We start from the raw sequence: 18,893 nt of genomic DNA, 5'->3' as shown, positions 1-18,893 counted from the left end.
GACCTCCAAGACTCTTCGGCTTTCCCAGACCGCACTACTCATTCGGTAGTGGCGAAAGTCATTCGCCGTTAACAATTACGGACAGACCGTCTGTAAAGCAACTTAATGAGCCGAAAGCCAGCCAACTCTCCGTTCGGACGGATTTGGTCATTTTTCTTGACACATACCCTCCAGAAATGGAGGCCAAGCCTTTTACGATTGAGCTTTATCTGGACAGAAGTGAGATCGCAGTGGCCGCATAAAGGGCAAGCTTTCTCGTAGGTATCGCCTTTTCTAGCGAAAAGCTTTACTCAACCAAGAGGAGGGCCGCAACCCAAAGAGATTGGCACCACTGCGGATCGCAGTCAAGCAGCAGGGACGTCCTTCACTGCAGGCCCAGTTGCGCCATCAAAGCCCAAGGCCTTCAACGCGTCGATCTCAGCATCAGTCGAAACTCCCTCAGCCAAGACCAAAAGTCCAATATTGTGAGCAATCCCGCAAAGACCTTTTAAGAAGGCCGCGTTACCCGCATTGGCATCAACACCCCGGACGAAACTAGAGTCAACTTTCAAATAGTCGAGTCCCAAGTCATGCAACTGCCCGATTTGACTGAAGCGATGACCAAAGTGCTCCAAACCTACGTGACAACCGTGCAGCTTTAGCTGCGGACATAGCGCCCGGAATGCATCCAAATGCTTGAAAGCACCTTCCTCTGCGACCTCAAGCCAAAGCCGATCAGCGGCCCCCGCACTCTGGCGAACCAAAGCAATCAGCTTCGGAATAAAGGAACGGTCCGCCAATGAGCTCGCGGAGAGGTTGATAGCCAATCCCGGAAGCGCAGGCGACCTCGTTAAATCTTGCAACCCAAGCTCCACGGCCTTGAGGTCCAAATCAGCCGTCAACTTCAGTCGCTCTGCAATCGGTAAAAAACGCCCGGCCGGCAACCACTCTCCGCGCTCGTCAAACATCAAGCGCAAAGGGCACTCGCGGTGCGATAGGCCGCCAGACATGGTCATTACGGGGAAAGAAATGAGGCGCACCCAGCCATGCTCCAAAGCACGTCGGATCATGATGGCCCACTGGTCTGCAGTACGTGGCAAATCATCATCTGTTGATACGCGAGCCTCTTGAACACTGTTTGCCTGGGAGGCCTCTGCAGTCGCCAGCGCACTGTCGATCCGAGCCAGAAGCTCACCGATGTTTTCGCCTTGGCTGAAACGTCCATAGCCCACTGCTGCTGTGTTACCGCCCTCCACAAAAGGCGCAGCCTCTTTAATCAGTACTTGGATGAGTCGGCTTGCGAGCTCTTGCCCCTCCACGTTGGCTGGCACTAAAAGCGCAAAATCAGCACCGTTCAGTCGGGCAGGCACGCTCTCTGAGTAGGCTTCGGCTACCCGCTTGAGGACATGTCCGGTCAACTTCAAGAAGTCGTCCGTCGCTGCACGCCCCAGACGCCGGTTGATACCCGCCAGATCCGCCAAACGAACCATCAACAGCAAACCACCTGAAGAGTCTTCCGCGTCCATGCTTTGACGCAATCGCGCCATGAAGTAAGCGCGATTAGCCAATCCAGTCAAGTTGTCAAAATTAGCCTCCTGCCTGACTTGCTCAAGGCGAAGGGCTTCATCGTCAAACATTGACTTCAGGCGCCCGACCGTTGCATTCATCGCGCTGGCGAGCTGCTTCAGCTCTGGTACCTTGGGCTCCTCTACCGTAACGAAGCGTCGCTGCGTAATAGCCGTCGCTTGTTCGATCACCGTGTCTAAAGGTCGCCGCAAGCGCCCCAATACCGAGCTCCCCAGCCAGCCGCCCACCAAGCCAGCCAAAGCGAGTGCCAGTGTCATGTCACACGCACTTTTCCATAAAGCGCCATATGCAAAACGGCTATGGCTGATCAGCGTAACCGTGCCGAACTGCTTCCAGCCATTGGATATCTGCGCCTGCCCCGGAGCCGATTGAATCGGAAGCAATGCCGCAAACCATGCGGGTGCATCGAACTCTCCCTGTGGCGCAATCCGCTCCGAAATTACATTACCCGTCGGATCCAGCACACGCACAAGTTGGTAGTGACCGCTATCAAATAAAGACGCAGACACCAAATCCACACTCACCGGATCCGGATCACTCTGGCTCAAAGCAAGCGCCAGCGCAGAGGCATTGTCTGTATTCTTGATCGCCAACTGCGACTCCAGATAGCCCCGTGCCGAGAGCAGTGATGCCAACAAGCCCCCACCAAGGGCCAGCAACATGCTGGCAATGATCGCCAGCCAAAGTTGTCGGTACATAGACATGGGTATTTCCTCTTCCTACTGAATTACTCAAAGCCTTCGGCCTTAGCCCGGCGCAATAAATCTTCCCAGCGCGACAAACGCCCGGTTCCACCGGCCGCAGGGCTCGCGCCCGCAGCCCCAGTGAAAACGCCCGTACTGTTAAAACTAAATACCGGAACCAAGTCCGGTCGACGCGAAGCCAGCTTGATCTCGCCGACCAAGTTGTCCATCACCAAAGGCTCGGCATCCGGCGTGGCATAAAAGGCCAGCACCATATGCGCTTGAGTCGCATCAGAAGTGCCCGTTTTTGCACGCACATAAATAAATCGCAGCTTATCCGGCGCCATCCCGACCTGAAGCAGCGTGAAGTACTTGGCAATTGCAAAGTCTTCACAATCTCCAGCACCGCGCCCCAGTGTCTCGACCGGCGTCGCCCAATAGTCTGTCTGCCCCCAAACGGAAGTGTCTTCACCAAACTGCACCTGTTGATTTACGAAGCTGTTGACGCGCTTGAGGCGGTCTGCATCTCCCAACTCCGATAAGGAGGGGAGAAGTTTGCGCCATGCATCGAACCGAGACTGAGACGTTGCGCCCCAACGCTGTGCGAAAGACGCCTGAACCGCATCAATACCAGCCCCCACGTGAACGCTCAGCATCACCCCGCCCAAAAGCGCTAAAACTAATGGCATCTGCATACGCAATAAAGCGCTCGCAACAGAAACCATTAATTTGTTAAAGACGATGCGCATTACGCAAAAAATAGAAATAACGGGCGTTTGTCACAAAATGGCTATTCTCATTTTGACCTAAAGGGTTAAAATTGCAAGTTGGGCCCAATCAAGTCGAGCCTTTTTGTAACGACTTGTTTTTGATTTCGACTCCTCTAGTCACCTGCTGGAAAAGCGGGTACAGCTGAAAAATGACCTATCGCACTCCATTAGCTCTTGCAATTACCAGTCTTTTCCTTACCGGTTTTTCGAATGCTCAGCTTGCGACCCAGCTGTCTAGCGCTGTTGAAAAAGCGATTTTGGAAAACCCAGAGGTCAAACTCAAACACAAGAATCTGATGGCAAGCTCCAACGAGCGCGCCGTTGCTGAAGGAGGATTCAAACCGCGGATTGACTTGGAGGCCTCAGTGGGTGAGAAGTCCACGTTCTCCCCCGGATTGTCTGGAGATCGCGCGTACTCCAACTCGACCGCTAGCTTGCAGTTGCGACAAACACTGTTTGACGGCTTTGCCACCGCAAGCGATGTGCGGCGCTTGGGCTACAGCCGTATGGCAGCCTATTACGATCTCCTAGCCAGCAGCGACAACATTGGACTGGAAGCTGCACGCGCGTATTTGGATGTTCAGCGGTTCCGCGAGCTGGTCGAACTCGCCAAAGAGAACTATGCCAATCACTTAGACGTGTTCAACCGCTTGGAATCACGGGTCAAAGCAGGAGTGGGCCGTCGGGTTGATCTGGAGCAAGCGTCCGGCCGCTTGGCACTCGCCGAATCCAATTGGCTGACTGAAGCATCTAACTTGCATGATGTCTCCTCACGTTATCAGCGCTTGGTTGGTGAACAGCCCGCCGCTGACCTCAGCCCCATCCCTAACTTGACACCATCGCTTCCAGCGCGCGAGAACTATGTGGGTAACGCTGTGCGCGGTAACCCTGAGTTTCTGGGTGCGGTGTCCAACATTCGCGCATTCCGTGCAGATGCTGAATTGCGCAAGGCCGCAAACTACCCGACCTTGGAGTTCCGCGCGTCGCAGAGTTTTGAGACAAACCGCTCCGCAGTGACCGGCGACTACCGCGACTCTGCGGTCCAGCTGGTTCTGAACTACAACTTGTACCGCGGCGGCTCTGACCAAGCTCGCATCCGCCAATACGTAGACAAGCTCAACGCCACTTACGATCTCCGTGACAAAGTCTGCCGGGACGTGCGCCAAACTGCCCGAATCGCGCTGAATGATGTGGCAAAGCTCGAGTCCCAAATCGGCTTTTTGAGCCAGCATGAGCTCTCCACGTCCAAGGCGCGTGAAGCCTACCGCCAGCAATTTGATATCGGCCAACGCTCATTGCTAGATTTGCTGGACACCGAAAACGAATATTTCCAAGCACGTCGTGCGCTGGTCAATGCCGAATACGACTTGTCGCTGGCCAAAGCACGGGTTTTAGGTGCCAACGGAACCCTATTGAGCGCGCTCAAGCTTCGCCCTTTGGAAGTAGCTGTCCCTCAGGAAAGTGGTGGCACGGACGCCAACGACGACGCGATGCTTTGCGCCAGTGACCTGGGCCCCGATATAGTTCTCGACAAGAGCACCTTGCCCCAACCCACTTTGGCAACCCCCATCGCGGCGGCTCCGGCACCGGCACCTTTGCAGGCACCGGTGGCCCCAACTGCACCCGCCAAAGCTTTGTGTGATGCTGTCGCACCCTCTGTGGAAAAGTGGATTGCAGCCTGGAACGGCAAAGACATCAACGGCTATTTCAGCGCCTACTCCGACAGCTTTGTACCTGCACAAGGCCTTAGCCGCTCCCAGTGGGAAAACTTGCGTAAAAAGCGGGTGGGCAAGCAAGGTGGAATCTCTACCGTGCTGAAAAACATCACCCCCGCGCGCTGCGATGGCAATACAACGGAAGTCTCTTTCACCCAAGAATACGGTTCTGAAGACTACCGCGACACCGTTGAGAAAACACTCTCGATGGAATATGCCAACGGCGCCTGGAAAATCCTGAAAGAAACCGTCACCAAAGGTCGCACCTTCTAAGCTGCAGGCCTTCACAAAAAAAGCGACCCGAGGGTCGCTTTTTTTATGAGCTTCACCAAGCGGCAGAGCCGCTGTTGCTGCTCAAACTCCGGTGAGCAGGCCTTAGAACGGAATGTCGTCGTCCATGTCGTCAAAGCCGCTGGCCTGGCGCGGTGCAGGAGCCTGGCGAGGCGCAGGGGCCGGCGCAGCAGCGCGCGGGGGCGGTGCCATGCGGCGGGGTGGTGGCGCACCACCCTCATCGCCCGCATCCGAAGGGCCGCCCATGCCTTCACGACCGCCCAACAATTGCAGCTCGGTCGCCACGATATCGACCGTATTCTTTTCGATACCGGACTGATCGGTGTATTTGCCGTATTTCAAACGCCCTTCGACGTAGATAGGGCGGCCTTTTTTAACGTACTCACCGGCGATCTCTGCCAAGCGGTCGTAAAAAGTCACACGGTGCCATTGGGTATCTTCTACGGTTTCGCCCGTATTGCGGTCTTTGCGACGGCTACTGGTGGCCACACTGACGTTCGCCACCGCCTGACCGGAGGGCAAGTAGCGGATTTCAGGATCGCGGCCGCAATTGCCGACCAGAATGACTTTATTGACGGATGCCATGGTTTTCTCCAGATTAGTCGCTGATTATCCCGCCTTTGCCACAGGTTTAGCAGCAGGCGCCTCCATTCGCCAGGCGACGAGCAGCCATGCCACCATGGCGCCACCACTGGCCACAAACAGGGCCTGAGCCCCGGCGGACTTGACCAACCAGCCGCCCAAAGCGCCCCCAGCAAAGAAACCCAGGGACTGCAAGGTGTTGTAAACCCCCAGTGCCGCACCACGGGCCGACGCTGGCGCCGCCTTCGAGGCCAAGCTGGGCTGACTGGCCTCCAGCACATTGAAGCCGCAAAAAAACACAAACAACACCAGACCCATGGCCCAGACACTGGGCCCAGCCTGGGTGAGCAGCCACAACGCCACTTGCACCACCGCAATCAGCCCGATAGCGGACAAAAACACCGCGCGCAGGTAACCTTTTTTCTCAAGCGGAAAGAGGGTGGCCCCCATAACGAAGAACGAGGCCAACACCGCCGGCAGGTACACCTGCCAATGTTGATCGCGCGCCAATCCCGCTTGCACCAACATGGCAGGCAGCGCCACCCACATGGCCAATTGCACTGCGTGGAGTACAAAAACACCGAAATCCAATCGCAGCAAAGCCGGGTGGCGCAGCACTGCAAGCACGCCGCTTCTGGCTTGGTCGACCTGCTGCAGCGGCGCCGGCGGTACCCACCAGATCACTACTGCGACCCCGCCCAGCGCTAACGCGGAGGTCAGGGCAAACAAGCCGTGCAAGCCGATGTGAGCTGCGAGCAAGGGCGACAGCACCAGTGACAAAGCAAACATCAGCCCGATACTCGCCCCCACCAAAGCCATGGCTTTGGTGCGCACGATGTCCCGGGTCTGGTCTGCCAACAAGGCAGTCACCGCTGCGGATATAGCCCCTGCGCCTTGAACCGCCCGGCCGGCTACCAGCCACTCAAGAGTGGGCGCCCACGCGGCCACAGCACTCCCCAGCGCAAACACCAGCAATCCAACGACCATCACCGGTTTGCGCCCGAACCGGTCAGAAGCAATACCGAAGGGAATCTGCAACAAGCCCTGCGTCAAGCCATACACGCCCATTGCAATCCCCACCAGCGCCGCATCGTCCCCACCGGGGTATTTGCGGGTTTCCAACGCGAATACCGGAAGCACCAGAAAAAGCCCCAGCATCCGCAACGCAAAAATCAGTGCCAGCGATGCACTGGAGCGCCGCTCCAGCGGGGTCATGGTGGTATCGGGATCAGTGGGGACGGACAAATCGGTCACTCTCAAGCGTTAAAGGGTGGCAGAAACCGGAGGGTGACGCCACAGCCCGACATTGTCTATCATGGCGGGTTACTCTTCCGGCGGCCACTCTCTTGAACTCCTCTTCTGACGACGGTAAATATCTCGCCCGCGCTTTGCAGCAGCAAAACATCAGTGTGCGGGGTGCGCGCACCCACAACCTGAAAAATATCGACATCGATATTCCGCGAAACCAGCTAGTGGTCATCACCGGCCTGTCGGGCTCGGGCAAGTCCAGTCTGGCGTTTGACACCCTCTATGCCGAGGGCCAGCGCCGCTATGTGGAGAGCCTCTCGACCTACGCACGCCAGTTCCTGCAACTCATGGACAAGCCCGATGTCGACATGATCGAAGGGCTCTCGCCCGCCATCAGCATCGAGCAAAAAGCCACCAGCCACAACCCGCGCTCCACCGTCGGTACCGTCACCGAAATTCACGACTACCTGCGCCTGCTGTTCGCCCGCGCCGGCACGCCTTACTGCCCTGACCACGACCTGCCCCTGCAAAGTCAAACCGTCAGCCAGATGGTGGACGCCGTATTGGCGCTGCCCGAAGACACTAAGCTCATGATTCTGGCGCCCGTCGCGCGGGAGAAAAAAGGAGAATTCCAGGACCTGTTTGCCCAGATGCAGGCGCAGGGCTACGTGCGATTCCGGCTCAATGGCAAGCCTTATGAAGCGGAAGACCTGCCTGAACTCAAAAAGACGGAGAAGCACGACATTGACGTAGTCGTCGACCGCATCAAGGTGCGGCAAGACCTCAAACAACGGCTGGCCGAGAGCTTTGAGGCCGCCTTGCGCATAGCCAGTGGCCGCGCCATAGCGCTCGAAATGGACACGGGCGTGGAACACCTGTTCAATGCCAAGTTCGCGTGCCCGGTGTGCAACTATTCGATCGCGGAGCTGGAGCCGCGGCTGTTTTCGTTCAACTCACCGGTCGGCGCCTGCACGACCTGTGACGGTTTGGGCCAGCATGAGTTTTTCGATCCGGCCCGCGTGGTGGCCTTCCCAACTCTAAGCTTGGCCAGCGGTGCCATCAAAGGCTGGGACCGGCGCAACGGCTACTATTTCAGCATGCTGGAGAGCCTGGCCAAGCACTACGGGTTCGACATTGACGCCTCGTTTGAGAGCCTCCCACCGACGGTGCAGCACGCCATCCTGCAGGGCTCTGGCGCGGATGAAATCAAGTTCAGCTACATCATGGACTCAGGCGCCTCGCAGGGCAAGAAGGTCACCAAGAAGCACCCCTTCGAAGGCATCATCCCCAACATGCAGCGCCGCTACCGGGAGACCGACTCTGCTGTCGTCCGGGAAGACCTGGGCCGCTTGCGCAGCACCCAGCCCTGCCCGGACTGCGGCGGCTCCCGCCTGCGCAAAGAGGCCCGCCATGTGAAGATCGGCGAAGGCGCCCAGGCGCGCGCGATCTACGAGATCAGCCACGTCACGCTGCGCGAAAGCTTTGAGTACTTCAACCGCCTGCAGATGCCGGGTGCGCGCGGCGAAATTGCGGCCAAGGTGATCCGCGAAATCGGCCTGCGCCTGAAGTTTTTGAACGACGTGGGCCTGAACTACCTGAGCCTGGACCGCAGTGCCGAAACCCTCTCTGGCGGGGAGAGCCAGCGCATTCGCTTGGCCAGCCAGATCGGCTCCGGCCTGACGGGCGTGATGTATGTGCTGGACGAACCCAGCATCGGCCTCCACCAACGTGACAACGACCGCCTGATCGGCACCCTGCAACACCTGCGCGACATTGGCAACAGCGTGCTGGTGGTCGAGCACGACGAGGACATGATGCGCGCCGCCGACCATGTGATCGACATGGGCCTGGGCGCGGGCGTGCACGGCGGGCGGGTCATTGCCCAGGGCACGTTTGACGAGGTCAAAGCCACCCCGGCTTCGCTGACCGGCCAGTATCTGGCCAAAACCCTGCAGATCGAAGTTCCCAAGCGCCGTACGCCTTGGCTGCCCGTGGTGGAAGAAGCCAAGCCAGTTGCCAAAGGTGCCGGCAAAAGCGCCCCCAGCAAGGCTGCGCTGGCTTGGGCCGAGCGGCAAGCTCAACACATTGCCACCCAAGGAGAACTGCAAGCCATCCGCATCACTGGCGCCACAGGGCACAACCTCAAACACGTGAGCGTTGACTTCCCGGTGGGCTTGTTGACCTGCGTGACTGGCGTGTCCGGCTCGGGCAAATCCACGCTGGTGAACGACACCTTGTACGCGGCGGTGGCGCGCCAGCTTTACCGGGCGCACGACGAACCCGCCACCCACGAGAGCATCGACGGCATCCAGTACTTCGACAAAGTCATCAACGTCGACCAGTCGCCCATTGGCCGCACGCCACGCTCCAACCCGGCCACCTACACCGGTCTGTTCACACCCATTCGCGAGCTGATGGCGGAGGTGCCCACCGCGCGCGAACGGGGCTATGGCCCGGGCCGCTTCAGCTTCAACGTGGCCGGTGGCCGCTGCGAGGCTTGCCAGGGCGACGGCATGGTGAAAGTCGAGATGCACTTTTTGCCCGATGTCTATGTGCCCTGCGACGTGTGCGCCGGCCAGCGCTACAACCGCGAAACGCTGGAAGTGCTCTACAAAGGCAAGAACATCGCCCAGATTCTGGACATGACGGTGGAGGCCGCCTACGAGTTTTTGCACGCGGTGCCCACCATCGCCCGCAAACTGCAAACGCTGCTGGATGTGGGCCTGTCCTACATCCGCTTAGGCCAAGCCGCCACCACGCTATCCGGCGGTGAGGCCCAGCGGGTAAAGCTGGCGCTTGAGCTGTCCAAAAAAGACACCGGCCGCACACTCTATATCCTGGACGAACCCACCACCGGCCTGCACTTTGCCGACATTGCGCTGCTGCTCAAAGTGCTGCACCAGCTGCGCGATGCGGGTAACACCATCGTCATCATTGAACACAACCTCGATGTGATCAAAACCGCGGACTGGCTGATCGACATTGGCCCCGAGGGTGGTGCCGGTGGTGGCACCGTGGTCGGCGTGGGCACGCCGGAAGACATTGCCGCCAACCCGGCTAGCCACACGGGGCGCTATTTGAAGACGCTGCTCTGAAAGAGAATGCAGGCGCATTTTTTAACAAAACAAGGCCCTAGCCCTCATAAAACATGCGCAAGCAGCTACAAATTCAGTAGCAAAGTTGGATGGCAAATCAAACGCTGGCAGCGGCCAGCTTGCGGTACAGCGTCTGCCGGCTGATGCCCAGCTGCCGGGCGGCCAGCGACACATTACCGCGTGTGGCCTCCAAGGTCTGCTGAATGGCCATTTGCGAGAGTGCTTGTAAGCTCTGGGGCACCTGCACTGCCGCGGGCAGCGGCTCTAGCGGTGCAGCCCCTGCAGCCACTGCCGGGCCCGGGGAGCTCGCCGCCGCCACGGGCGCTACGGCTTGTAGCGCGTCCAACAGGTCGTCAGGCATGTGCGCCCAGTCCAGGGTGTCTTCGCTGTCTTGCAACATCGCGCAGGCGGTGCGCAGTACGCTGGCATATTGCCGCAGGTTGCCGGGCCACGGGTAGGCCGCCAGACGGCTGAGCAGCTCCGGGGCGACCTGCACTGCTAGAGCGGGGCTCAGGTCACTCAATAGACGCTCAGTGAGCGCTGCGAAGTCACTGCGATCGCGCAAGGCAGGCAATGTAACCGTCAAGCCGTTGATGCGGTAGTACAGGTCGTGGCGGAATTTGCCGTTAGCCGCCGCATCCGCTAGCTTGCAGTGAGTGGCGCACACCAGCGCAAAATCCACCGCTACCGCTTTACCGGCGCCCACCGGCGTGACGGTGCGCTCTTGCAGCACGCGCAGCAAGCGGGTTTGCATGGCTAGGGGCATGTCACCGATTTCGTCCAGAAACAAGGTGCCGCCGTGGGCCTCGCGCAAGCGGCCGGGGCTGCCCTCTTTGCGCGCACCGGTGAACGCGCCCGCCACATAGCCAAACAGCTCGGACTCGATCAGGCTCTCGGGAATCGCCCCGCAGTTGATGGCCACAAAAGGGCCGTCGCGGCGCGGGCCGCTCGCATGCAAAGCGCGGGCGAACATCTCTTTGCCCACGCCGGATTCACCCTGCACCAGCAGCGGAATTGGCTTGGTCACGATGCGGCGCGCCTTGTCGGCGGCACTGCGCCAGCGGGCATCCCCCGTATCCAGTGCGCTCAGCGCGTCGACCCCGGACTTGGCTGCATCAGTGGCAGCAGGCGTGGCTGTAGGTGACAGTGCGGCGTGGCTGATGGCGGGCAGCACCGCAGGATCTACCTGAATCTGCGCGAACACAATGGCGCCGTTGTGCAGTCGCAGTTGCTGGGCTTGCAGTGGCCGGCGCTTGTGACGGGAGAGCAGATCGTCCAGCCGCACATCCAGCACCCGCTCCAGCAAGGTAGCACCGATGTCGCCGGTGTTGAGCCGCAGCAGCGCCAGGCCCACGCGGTTGGCGCCCACAATCCAGCCGTCGTCTGAGAGCGCAATGATGCCTTCAGCCACACTGCCGATGCCTTCCGGGTGCGCGTGCAAATGCAGCCGGATATTGCGCTTACAGGTCGCGACCATGAGACGGTTTTCAATCATGCGGGCGGCGGTGCTGACCAGCCCCAAGGTGTGGGCGTGGCCGTTGCGATGGTCGCCTGAAATATCCAGAATGCCGCTCAACTCGCCCGTAGCCGACAAGATCGGCGAGGCCGCGCAGGTCAAGAACCCATTGCGCTCCAAAAAGTGCTCTGAGCCATGGACTTCGACTGCGCTGCGCTCTGCCAGCGCGGTACCGATGGCGTTGGTGCCCCGGTGGCTTTCGTTCCATGACGCGCCGCTGGTCAGTGCCACCCGTTCGGCCTTGTCTACAAAATGCGGGTCGCCCAAGGTGTGCATCAACATGCCGGCCGAATCGGCCAGCACCACTACGCTCTGGCTTTGGCGCACCTGGTCGAACACATATTCCATGACCGGGCGCGAGTGGGCCAGCAGTGCGTGATTGCTGGCCAGCACATGGCGTAAATGGTGGGAACTGGCGTGCTCGGGCGACACTCTGGCCGTAGGCGCCAACCCAGCCCCCATGCTGCGGTGCCACGAGCGCGCCAGCCGCTCATCCACGATACCGGCCGGGCACTGCCCAGTTTCCAAAAGCTGCTGTCGGGCCTGACGTAAGGCCAGCAAAGGGGAAGGTGATCGCACGTTGTCTCCTGCGCGGAGTCATGTCGCCCCGCTCTGCGTTTTAGTATGGGGGTTGTGTGCGCAGGGAGCAATGGCGCAGACCCTCAAAACTGTCCGAGTGTTCCATTTTGTGACACCTGTCACTGTGGCAAAGCGTGACAGCACACGCGAGCGGACACTGGCAGACGAACCTGTAGACAGAAAAAACCCAATGAAATCAACGCTGGTCATGCGCACCTGCAGGTGGCACGCCTCTTGAGTCAGAAGAGCACCTGCCAGAGGCCACTCGGCAGGAACTCAAACCAAGCACAAGAGGACGACAACCATGGCAATTTACGCAGCACCCGGCGCAGCAGGCGCCAAGATCGCTTACAAATCCCAGTACAACAACTTCATCGGCGGCAAGTTCGTGCCACCGGTCAAGGGCCAGTACTTTGACGTCATCACGCCGGTCACCGGCAAGGTCTACACCCAGGCGGCGCGCTCGACCGCAGAAGACATTGAACTGGCACTCGACGCTGCGCACGCCGCTAGCGATGCCTGGGGCAAAACCGATGCAGCCACCCGCAGCAACATCTTGCTCAAGATTGCTGACCGCATCGAGCAAAACCTGGAGTTGCTGGCTTATGCGGAAACGGTAGACAACGGCAAAGCCATCCGCGAAACGCTCAATGCCGACATTCCCCTGACCGTAGACCATTTCCGCTACTTTGCGGGCTGCGTGCGTGCCCAAGAAGGTGCTTTGTCCAATATCGACGAGAACACCGTGGCGTATCACATCCAAGAGCCCTTGGGCGTGGTGGGTCAGATCATTCCGTGGAACTTCCCTATCTTGATGGCCGCCTGGAAGCTGGCGCCTGCCTTGGGCGCCGGCAACTGCGTGGTGCTCAAGCCCGCCGAAAGCACGCCCATCTCCATCCTGATCATGGCCGAGCTGATTGCCGATCTGCTGCCACCCGGCGTGCTCAACATCGTGAACGGCTATGGCCGTGAAGCTGGCATGCCGCTGGCCACGAGCAAGCGCATCGCCAAGATCGCCTTCACCGGCTCCACCACCACCGGCCGCGTGATTGCGCAAGCCGCTGCCAACAACCTGATCCCCGCGACGCTGGAACTCGGCGGCAAGAGCCCCAATGTGTTCTTTGCGGACATCATGGACAAGGACGACGCCTTCCTCGACAAGGCGATCGAAGGCTTGGTGCTGTTTGCCTTCAACCAAGGCGAGGTCTGCACCTGCCCAAGCCGCGCGCTGATCCAGGAGAGTATTTACGACAAGTTCATGGAACGTGTGCTCAAGCGCGTAGCTGCCATCAAGCACGCCAACCCGTTGGATACCGACAGCATGATGGGCGCACAAGCCTCCAAAGAGCAGCTGACCAAGATCCTGAGCTACCTGGACTTGGGCAAACAAGAGGGCGCGGAAGTGCTCATCGGCGGCGGCCAAGCCCATCTCGGTGGCGACTTGGAAGGCGGCTATTACGTGCAGCCTACCCTGTTCAAGGGCCACAACAAGATGCGCATCTTCCAGGAAGAAATCTTCGGCCCCGTGCTGGCCGTGACCACCTTCAAGGATGAAGCTGAAGCCCTGGCGATTGCCAACGACACCCTCTACGGTTTGGGCGCCGGCGTGTGGAGCCGTAACGGCAACGTGGCCTACCGCATGGGCCGCGCGATCAAAGCGGGCCGCGTGTGGACCAACTGCTACCACGCCTACCCCGCACACGCGGCCTTCGGTGGCTACAAGGAATCCGGCATCGGCCGTGAAACCCACAAGATGATGCTGGACCACTACCAGCAGACCAAAAACCTGCTGGTGAGCTACAGCGAGAACAAGCTGGGCTTCTTCTGACGCGCCGTTGAGTCCCTTCTCGCCGGAGGGACCGCCACGCGGCTCCCCAAGGGGCGACCACCTCATACTGGGGTACCAGAAATCGGCGGTCACCCCTTGGGAATCCACGTGGCTCTTTTGCAGTGCGATGCGACGGCGGCGCGCCAAGCACCCGGCTTCGTGGACTGTGTGGGCGGACGCCGATTTCTGGTACTCCAGTATGAGGTGGCCGCCCACACAGTCCACGAAGCTGCGAACGCCAACCAAGCCGCTGCGCTGCGAGCACCAACACAGACCACAAGGAGACACAACTATGGTCGACAAAGTAGTAGCAACCCCCGCTGCCCTGGAGCTGGTGGCGTTCCTGAAAACCAAACACGGCCCGGAATTGATGTTCCACCAAAGCGGAGGCTGCTGCGACAACAGCGCGGCCAACTGCTACCTGCCCGGCGAAATCACCATGGGCGCCGGTGACGTGTACCTGGGCGACATCGGCGGCAGCCCTTTCTACATCGGCATCGGGCAATACGAGTACTGGAAACACACCCAGCTCATCATCGACGTTATCGAAGGCCACGGCGGCACCTTCTCACTCGAAGGGCCAGAGGGGAAAGCGTTTCACACGCGTTCCCGGGTGTTCACGGATGCGGAGCTGGCCGAGCTGGGCATTGAGAAACCCCAACGATAAAAACGCATGAAATCAGGCTATTGCGAGCTAAAAACAAGCGCCTACAGCTCCTGATTTCATAGCATCACTTCATAAAACCCATGTCCCAGGGGTAGTCGGTCCGGCCAGCCGGCGTGCCGAAGTTATTGATATTGCCCAGCACCTGGGGCATTTCGGTGGTAGTCACACCGAACCATTTCGCCAGCGTAGCGGCGTACTGGTCGACGGAAGTGCGGGGCAACAAGCGGCCCTGCCCGACATGCCATTGCTCCGCCGCGGTGTAGACGCGGGGCCAGCCAGTGCCATCGGTCACATTGATGGGCGGAGCTTCACCGAAATAGCGCTGGCCATCCACAGCACCGCCCACGACAAAGTGGTGGCTACCCCACCCGTGATCAGAGCCATCACCGTTAGACGACAAGGTGCGGCCAAAGTCAGACGCGGTGAACGAGGTGACCTGGTTCTCCACGCCCATTTCCACCGTCGCGTTGTAAAACGCGGTCATGGCGGCACTGACCCGGCCTAGCAAAGTGCCATGGTCCCGGATCAGGTTGTCGTGCAAATCAAATCCGCCGATCGACACAAAAAACACCTGCCGACGCACGCCCAAGGCGGCCCGCCCTTTGATCAAGCGCGCCACCATTTTGAGCTGGTTGCCCAGCGAATCCGTAGGGAACACGGTGCTGGGCACGGTCTCGGCCAAAGCGGTGGAGACTGAAGCCTCGGCATCTAACGCGCGCTTGGTGACGGCGTTGTATTCGTTCTCCAGTTTGTGCACCCGGTTTTCCCGAAGCAAACTGGTTATCGCTGCTGCGACGGACGGGTTTCCATAAACCCAAGTATTCGTCGCTGGCCTAATCTTGATCGCTCCGCTGGTGCTGACCTGGTACTGCAGCGCTGTATCGCCGGACAAAAACACCGCATTCCCCGAGACCGAAATCCCGGTGAACACTGATTTGCTGTTCAAGCTGTTCTCAAGCGTCAGATCGCCCAGGTTGCCGCCCCAGCCGACTGTGCTGCCCTCGGGGGAAGATGATTGCCAGATGCTCTGCTGGTCGTTGTGCGAAAACAGCTGCGGCGGGCGAGGAAAACTGACCCGGTCACTGCTGTTGTATTGCTCGCGCGTCAACGGCTTCACCAGGGGCCCCACATTAAGCTGCACGGCCATCTTGCCGCTATTGAACAGGCCGGCAAGCCCTGTCATGGCCGGATTCAGGGCAAACTGCCGCCCTGCTTGGCCTTGGCTGTCTAAAGGTGCCGCAAGCGGGTTCAAGACCGTAGCTGCCAAGCCCGATTTGGCAAGCGCGATGCCACCCGCTGTTTGGCCGCTCCCGCCCCCGCGAATGGTGCTGTAGAGGTTGTAGTTGGCATCGTCGTAAGGGATCAGGGTGTTGGCATAGTCGTTGCCACCATACAAAAACACGCAGACCAGTGCCTTGTAGTCCCCGGCGGGTGCGTTGAAGGCAGCGGCTTCGCCCAGTGCAGCCAGATTCATGGCAAATGGCAGTGCGGTACCGGTCAAAGCCAGTTGGCCGGAACGACGCAAAAATGCGCGGCGCTGCAGATCAGGAAGATTGGAGCTTGTCATCGGTTTGCGCCTTATTTTTGAACCAGATATTCCACACTCGCCATCACCATGAGAACCGCCGCGCACACCCGGTTGCGCTTGATCGCGGCACTGCTGCTTGCGGTCACGTTCACACCAGACAGAGCGGTAACGATGGTACTCACCGTGCCAGCGGACAACTGCCCTGCAGCCATCAGAAGGTTCAGGCGCTGCACCAACGCTGTCGGGTCGAGCACCAGCGTTAGCTCAGTGGTGTACGCGGCCTTGATGTCGCCGGAGTTAAAACCCGTGTCGATCACATTCATCATGAGGTTCAGGTAGCCTCCGACGCTGCTCTCGTTCACGATCTGGAATTCGGGGGCCACTTTCCCAGCACTCAAGCCAGTCGCCGGTGGCGCCACGGTAGACGGCGGCACATAGCCGGGCCGAAAGAAGTTGAACACCGACGGCGCCCGCAAGGGGCTTTGGCCCAAAGAGTCAGCCGCGTTACTCGTGTTCCAGATTTTCCAGGTGCCTGCGGTAGAAGTGACATTGAAGGTGCGTAACCATTGCACCAAGCGCAACATGGGTTCACGCAGCTTGCCAAACTCAGGGGCAGTCAGCCCAGTGGCGTTGCGCGCCTCGTCGTCATTCAAAATGGCGGCAAACACATAGGCCATGTCGCCGCGCACACCGGCTCCGTTATTGGCAAAAAAAGCTGCTACACGGGCCACATAGGCTGGAGTGGGGTTGCTGGTCACCAAACGTTGAATCAACTGTTTGCAAATGAAGGGCGCCGTGTTCTGGTGGTTGAACAAGGTGTCCAGCGCGATCTTCAAGGCCTGGGCGCCCGGTGTATTGGCCTGAATCGTCACATTCAGGAATGTGGCGGCCAATGTGGAGTGGTTGGACGCCGTGAGCTTCATCGGCAAGCGGACGTAGCTGGTGTTTGGAACGTTACGGGTGCCGCCGCCGGTTTGGGGGATCACGGTGTCCACATTCTGGCTGCGGTCCACGTCGTAGCCGGTGAACACGCGCGCCAGGTTCGCAACATCGCTGGGGGTGTAGGTTTCCTGGGGCTTGCCATTACCGTCCAGCTGCTGAGTACCGTCAGGATTCAGCTTGTAGAGCCCGATGGTGAAAAGCTGCATCACCTCGCGGGCGTAGTTCTCATCGGGCAGGCGCCCGGTGCTGACGTTTTCCTTCAGGTTCCCTTTGGTGTTGAGGTAGTACCCCATCGCAGTATTCAGGGTAATGGCCTCCAGCAAGTCCCTGAAGTTGCCGAACGCGTGCTGCACCAAAATGTCCCAATACCGTGCGATCGCATGGCTGCGCCAGCTGAAGTCCAGTGCGCTAAGGGACACGACCATTACCTCAGAGAGCGCCAAAGCTGCGCGCTTGCGCATCGGATCGGTGGCGGTCGCCAGCTGGCTCCAGATCATGTGATCGCCAGGAGACTCCGAGTCGTAAAAATTGCCGGGATTCAGGACATTGCCGTAACCCTGCGAGTCGAGCCAGTCCCATCCACTGATGCCTGACGGTTTAGCGATCTCAGCCTTCATCCAACCGGCGTAGCCCAAGCTGCGCACCGAGGCAATCTCGGCGGTACTCGCGGATAAACCGGCCTGCAACAAAAACCGCGCGGCCTGCGCATCATTCACAGGGGCAGCCGTGTTGGCCAAGGCCACGCTCCTGCCGGCGTCAACCGGGGTGTAAGAGGTCGTCGTAGCAGCAGTGCTGCTACCCCCCTCACCGCCGCCACAAGCAGCCAGCGCAACTGCTGAGAGTCCCGCCATCGACATGCCGGCACTCCGCTGGGGTGTGCTGGCGCGCGGTTGCTGCGTAATAGGGGATGTATCTGTTTCCATACCGTCTTTCATTGGCGGACTGACTTGCGCACCGATGCTAACAAGCCCTTCAATCCGAATTACGGTGCGGCGCCCTTAGTTCATCAGTGGGGTTACAAACACTTACGAAGATGCTTACGCAACAGCCGCCTGCTGCAAGGTGGCCCGGGTGCGAATCACCTCAGCCCTGGCTGCTGCAGCAAAGTCCATGCCCGCAGACGCATACAGAATCGCACGGGAAGAGTTCACTGCGATGGGCGCGGTCGTCTCGCCGTTTACCGACTTCCAGCCGGCTTTGACAGTGGCGACCGCATCACCGCCTTGCGCGCCTACCCCGGGAATCAGCAGGGGCACCGTGGGCGCCAAAGCCCGCACCCGCTCAATCTCCACCGGATAAGTCGCGCCGACTACCAGCCCCAGCTGACCGTTAAGGTTCCAAGGGCCCTGAGCCAGGGCTGCAATGTGCTCATACAGCCGTGGCTGCCCGGGCACATCCAGCAAGCGCTGCGGCTGAAAGTCGTCGCCACCGGGGTTGGAGGTACGGCACAACAGGAACGCGCCTTTGCCGTGGTACTTCAAATACGGAGCAACCGAGTCAAAACCCATGAAGGGCGAAAGGGTGACTGCATCGGCACCGTAGCGCTCAAACGCCTCTTTGGCGTATTGCTCCGCGGTGCTCCCGATATCACCGCGCTTGGCATCGAGGATGACAGGCACGTTCGGCGCGGTGCGGCGCATGTGCTCCATCAGCTTTTCGAGTTGGGCCTCGGCGCCATGGGCTGCAAAATAGGCAATCTGCGGTTTGAACGAGTTCACCAGGTCCGCCGTTGCGTCAACGATAGCCGCGCAAAAGTCATAAATCTTGCCAGCGTCGCCGCGCCAATGGTTCGGAAACTTGGCCGGCTCCGGGTCCAGACCGACGCACAACAACGAGCCGTTTTCGCGCTCGGCTGTGAGCAATTGTTCAATGAATGTCATGGG

General features: G+C 59.5%; 12 protein-coding genes. 4 read left to right on the top strand and 8 right to left on the bottom strand.

The window, feature by feature from the left end; genetic code table 11:
- Positions 1-344: 344 nt before the first annotated feature.
- Complete coding sequence (locus tag U5L73_RS03605; protein WP_322561074.1) at positions 345-2,270, bottom strand: EAL domain-containing protein; 1,926 nt, start codon at positions 2,268-2,270, stop codon at positions 345-347.
- A 23-nt stretch (positions 2,271-2,293) separates the two neighbouring features.
- Complete coding sequence (locus tag U5L73_RS03600; protein ID WP_322561073.1) at positions 2,294-2,998, bottom strand: transglutaminase-like cysteine peptidase; 705 nt, start codon at positions 2,996-2,998, stop codon at positions 2,294-2,296.
- 170 nt (positions 2,999-3,168) lie between these two features.
- Here U5L73_RS03600 and U5L73_RS03595 point away from each other — a divergent pair, with 170 nt between their 5' ends.
- The gene (locus U5L73_RS03595) at positions 3,169-5,007 is read left to right on the top strand and encodes a TolC family outer membrane protein (protein WP_322561072.1); all 1,839 of its coding nucleotides are present in this window, start codon (positions 3,169-3,171) and stop codon (positions 5,005-5,007) included.
- A gap of 102 nt (positions 5,008-5,109) precedes the next feature.
- Here the strand turns inward: U5L73_RS03595 and ssb are convergent, their stop codons facing one another.
- Together ssb and U5L73_RS03585 are read right to left on the bottom strand one after the other, a co-directional pair.
- Entirely contained in the window at positions 5,110-5,610 is a 501-nt protein-coding gene (gene ssb / locus U5L73_RS03590; RefSeq protein WP_322561071.1) for a single-stranded DNA-binding protein, read from the bottom strand.
- A gap of 24 nt (positions 5,611-5,634) precedes the next feature.
- Complete coding sequence (locus tag U5L73_RS03585) at positions 5,635-6,822, bottom strand: MFS transporter (RefSeq protein WP_322561922.1); 1,188 nt, start codon at positions 6,820-6,822, stop codon at positions 5,635-5,637.
- A 131-nt stretch (positions 6,823-6,953) separates the two neighbouring features.
- Here U5L73_RS03585 and uvrA point away from each other — a divergent pair, with 131 nt between their 5' ends.
- Positions 6,954-9,950 (top strand): excinuclease ABC subunit UvrA, encoded by a 2,997-nt coding sequence (uvrA, locus tag U5L73_RS03580; protein ID WP_322561070.1) that lies wholly within the window; start codon positions 6,954-6,956, stop codon positions 9,948-9,950.
- 97 nt (positions 9,951-10,047) lie between these two features.
- Here the strand turns inward: uvrA and U5L73_RS03575 are convergent, their stop codons facing one another.
- On the bottom strand, positions 10,048-12,045 hold the full coding sequence (locus tag U5L73_RS03575) for a sigma-54-dependent Fis family transcriptional regulator (RefSeq protein WP_322561069.1): 1,998 nt from the start codon (positions 12,043-12,045) through the stop codon (positions 10,048-10,050).
- 304 nt (positions 12,046-12,349) lie between these two features.
- Between U5L73_RS03575 and U5L73_RS03570 the strand changes: the two genes are divergently transcribed.
- Positions 12,350-13,873, top strand: coding sequence for an aldehyde dehydrogenase family protein (locus U5L73_RS03570; protein ID WP_322561068.1), 1,524 nt, complete (start codon positions 12,350-12,352; stop codon positions 13,871-13,873).
- A gap of 292 nt (positions 13,874-14,165) precedes the next feature.
- Positions 14,166-14,540 carry a DUF779 domain-containing protein gene (locus U5L73_RS03565; RefSeq protein ID WP_322561067.1) on the top strand — a complete coding sequence of 125 codons (375 nt, stop codon included), beginning with the start codon at positions 14,166-14,168 and terminating at the stop codon, positions 14,538-14,540.
- Positions 14,541-14,604: 64 nt separating this feature from the next.
- Here U5L73_RS03565 and U5L73_RS03560 read toward each other — a convergent pair whose 3' ends face one another.
- The 3 genes from U5L73_RS03560 to pyrF form a co-directional block, all read right to left on the bottom strand.
- Positions 14,605-16,107 (bottom strand): DUF1501 domain-containing protein, encoded by a 1,503-nt coding sequence (locus tag U5L73_RS03560; protein WP_322561066.1) that lies wholly within the window; start codon positions 16,105-16,107, stop codon positions 14,605-14,607.
- Positions 16,108-16,118: 11 nt separating this feature from the next.
- Complete coding sequence (locus U5L73_RS03555; RefSeq protein ID WP_322561065.1) at positions 16,119-17,933, bottom strand: DUF1800 domain-containing protein; 1,815 nt, start codon at positions 17,931-17,933, stop codon at positions 16,119-16,121.
- Positions 17,934-18,047: 114 nt separating this feature from the next.
- Positions 18,048-18,890 (bottom strand): orotidine-5'-phosphate decarboxylase, encoded by an 843-nt coding sequence (gene pyrF, locus U5L73_RS03550; protein ID WP_322561064.1) that lies wholly within the window; start codon positions 18,888-18,890, stop codon positions 18,048-18,050.
- Positions 18,891-18,893 lie beyond the last annotated feature (3 nt).

The organism is Rhodoferax sp. (assembly GCF_034520025.1).
Taxonomy (GTDB): domain Bacteria; phylum Pseudomonadota; class Gammaproteobacteria; order Burkholderiales; family Burkholderiaceae_C; genus Allorhodoferax.
The sequence above is the reverse complement of the archived record's forward strand: the minus strand, read 5'-3'. Positions and strand labels throughout refer to the sequence as shown.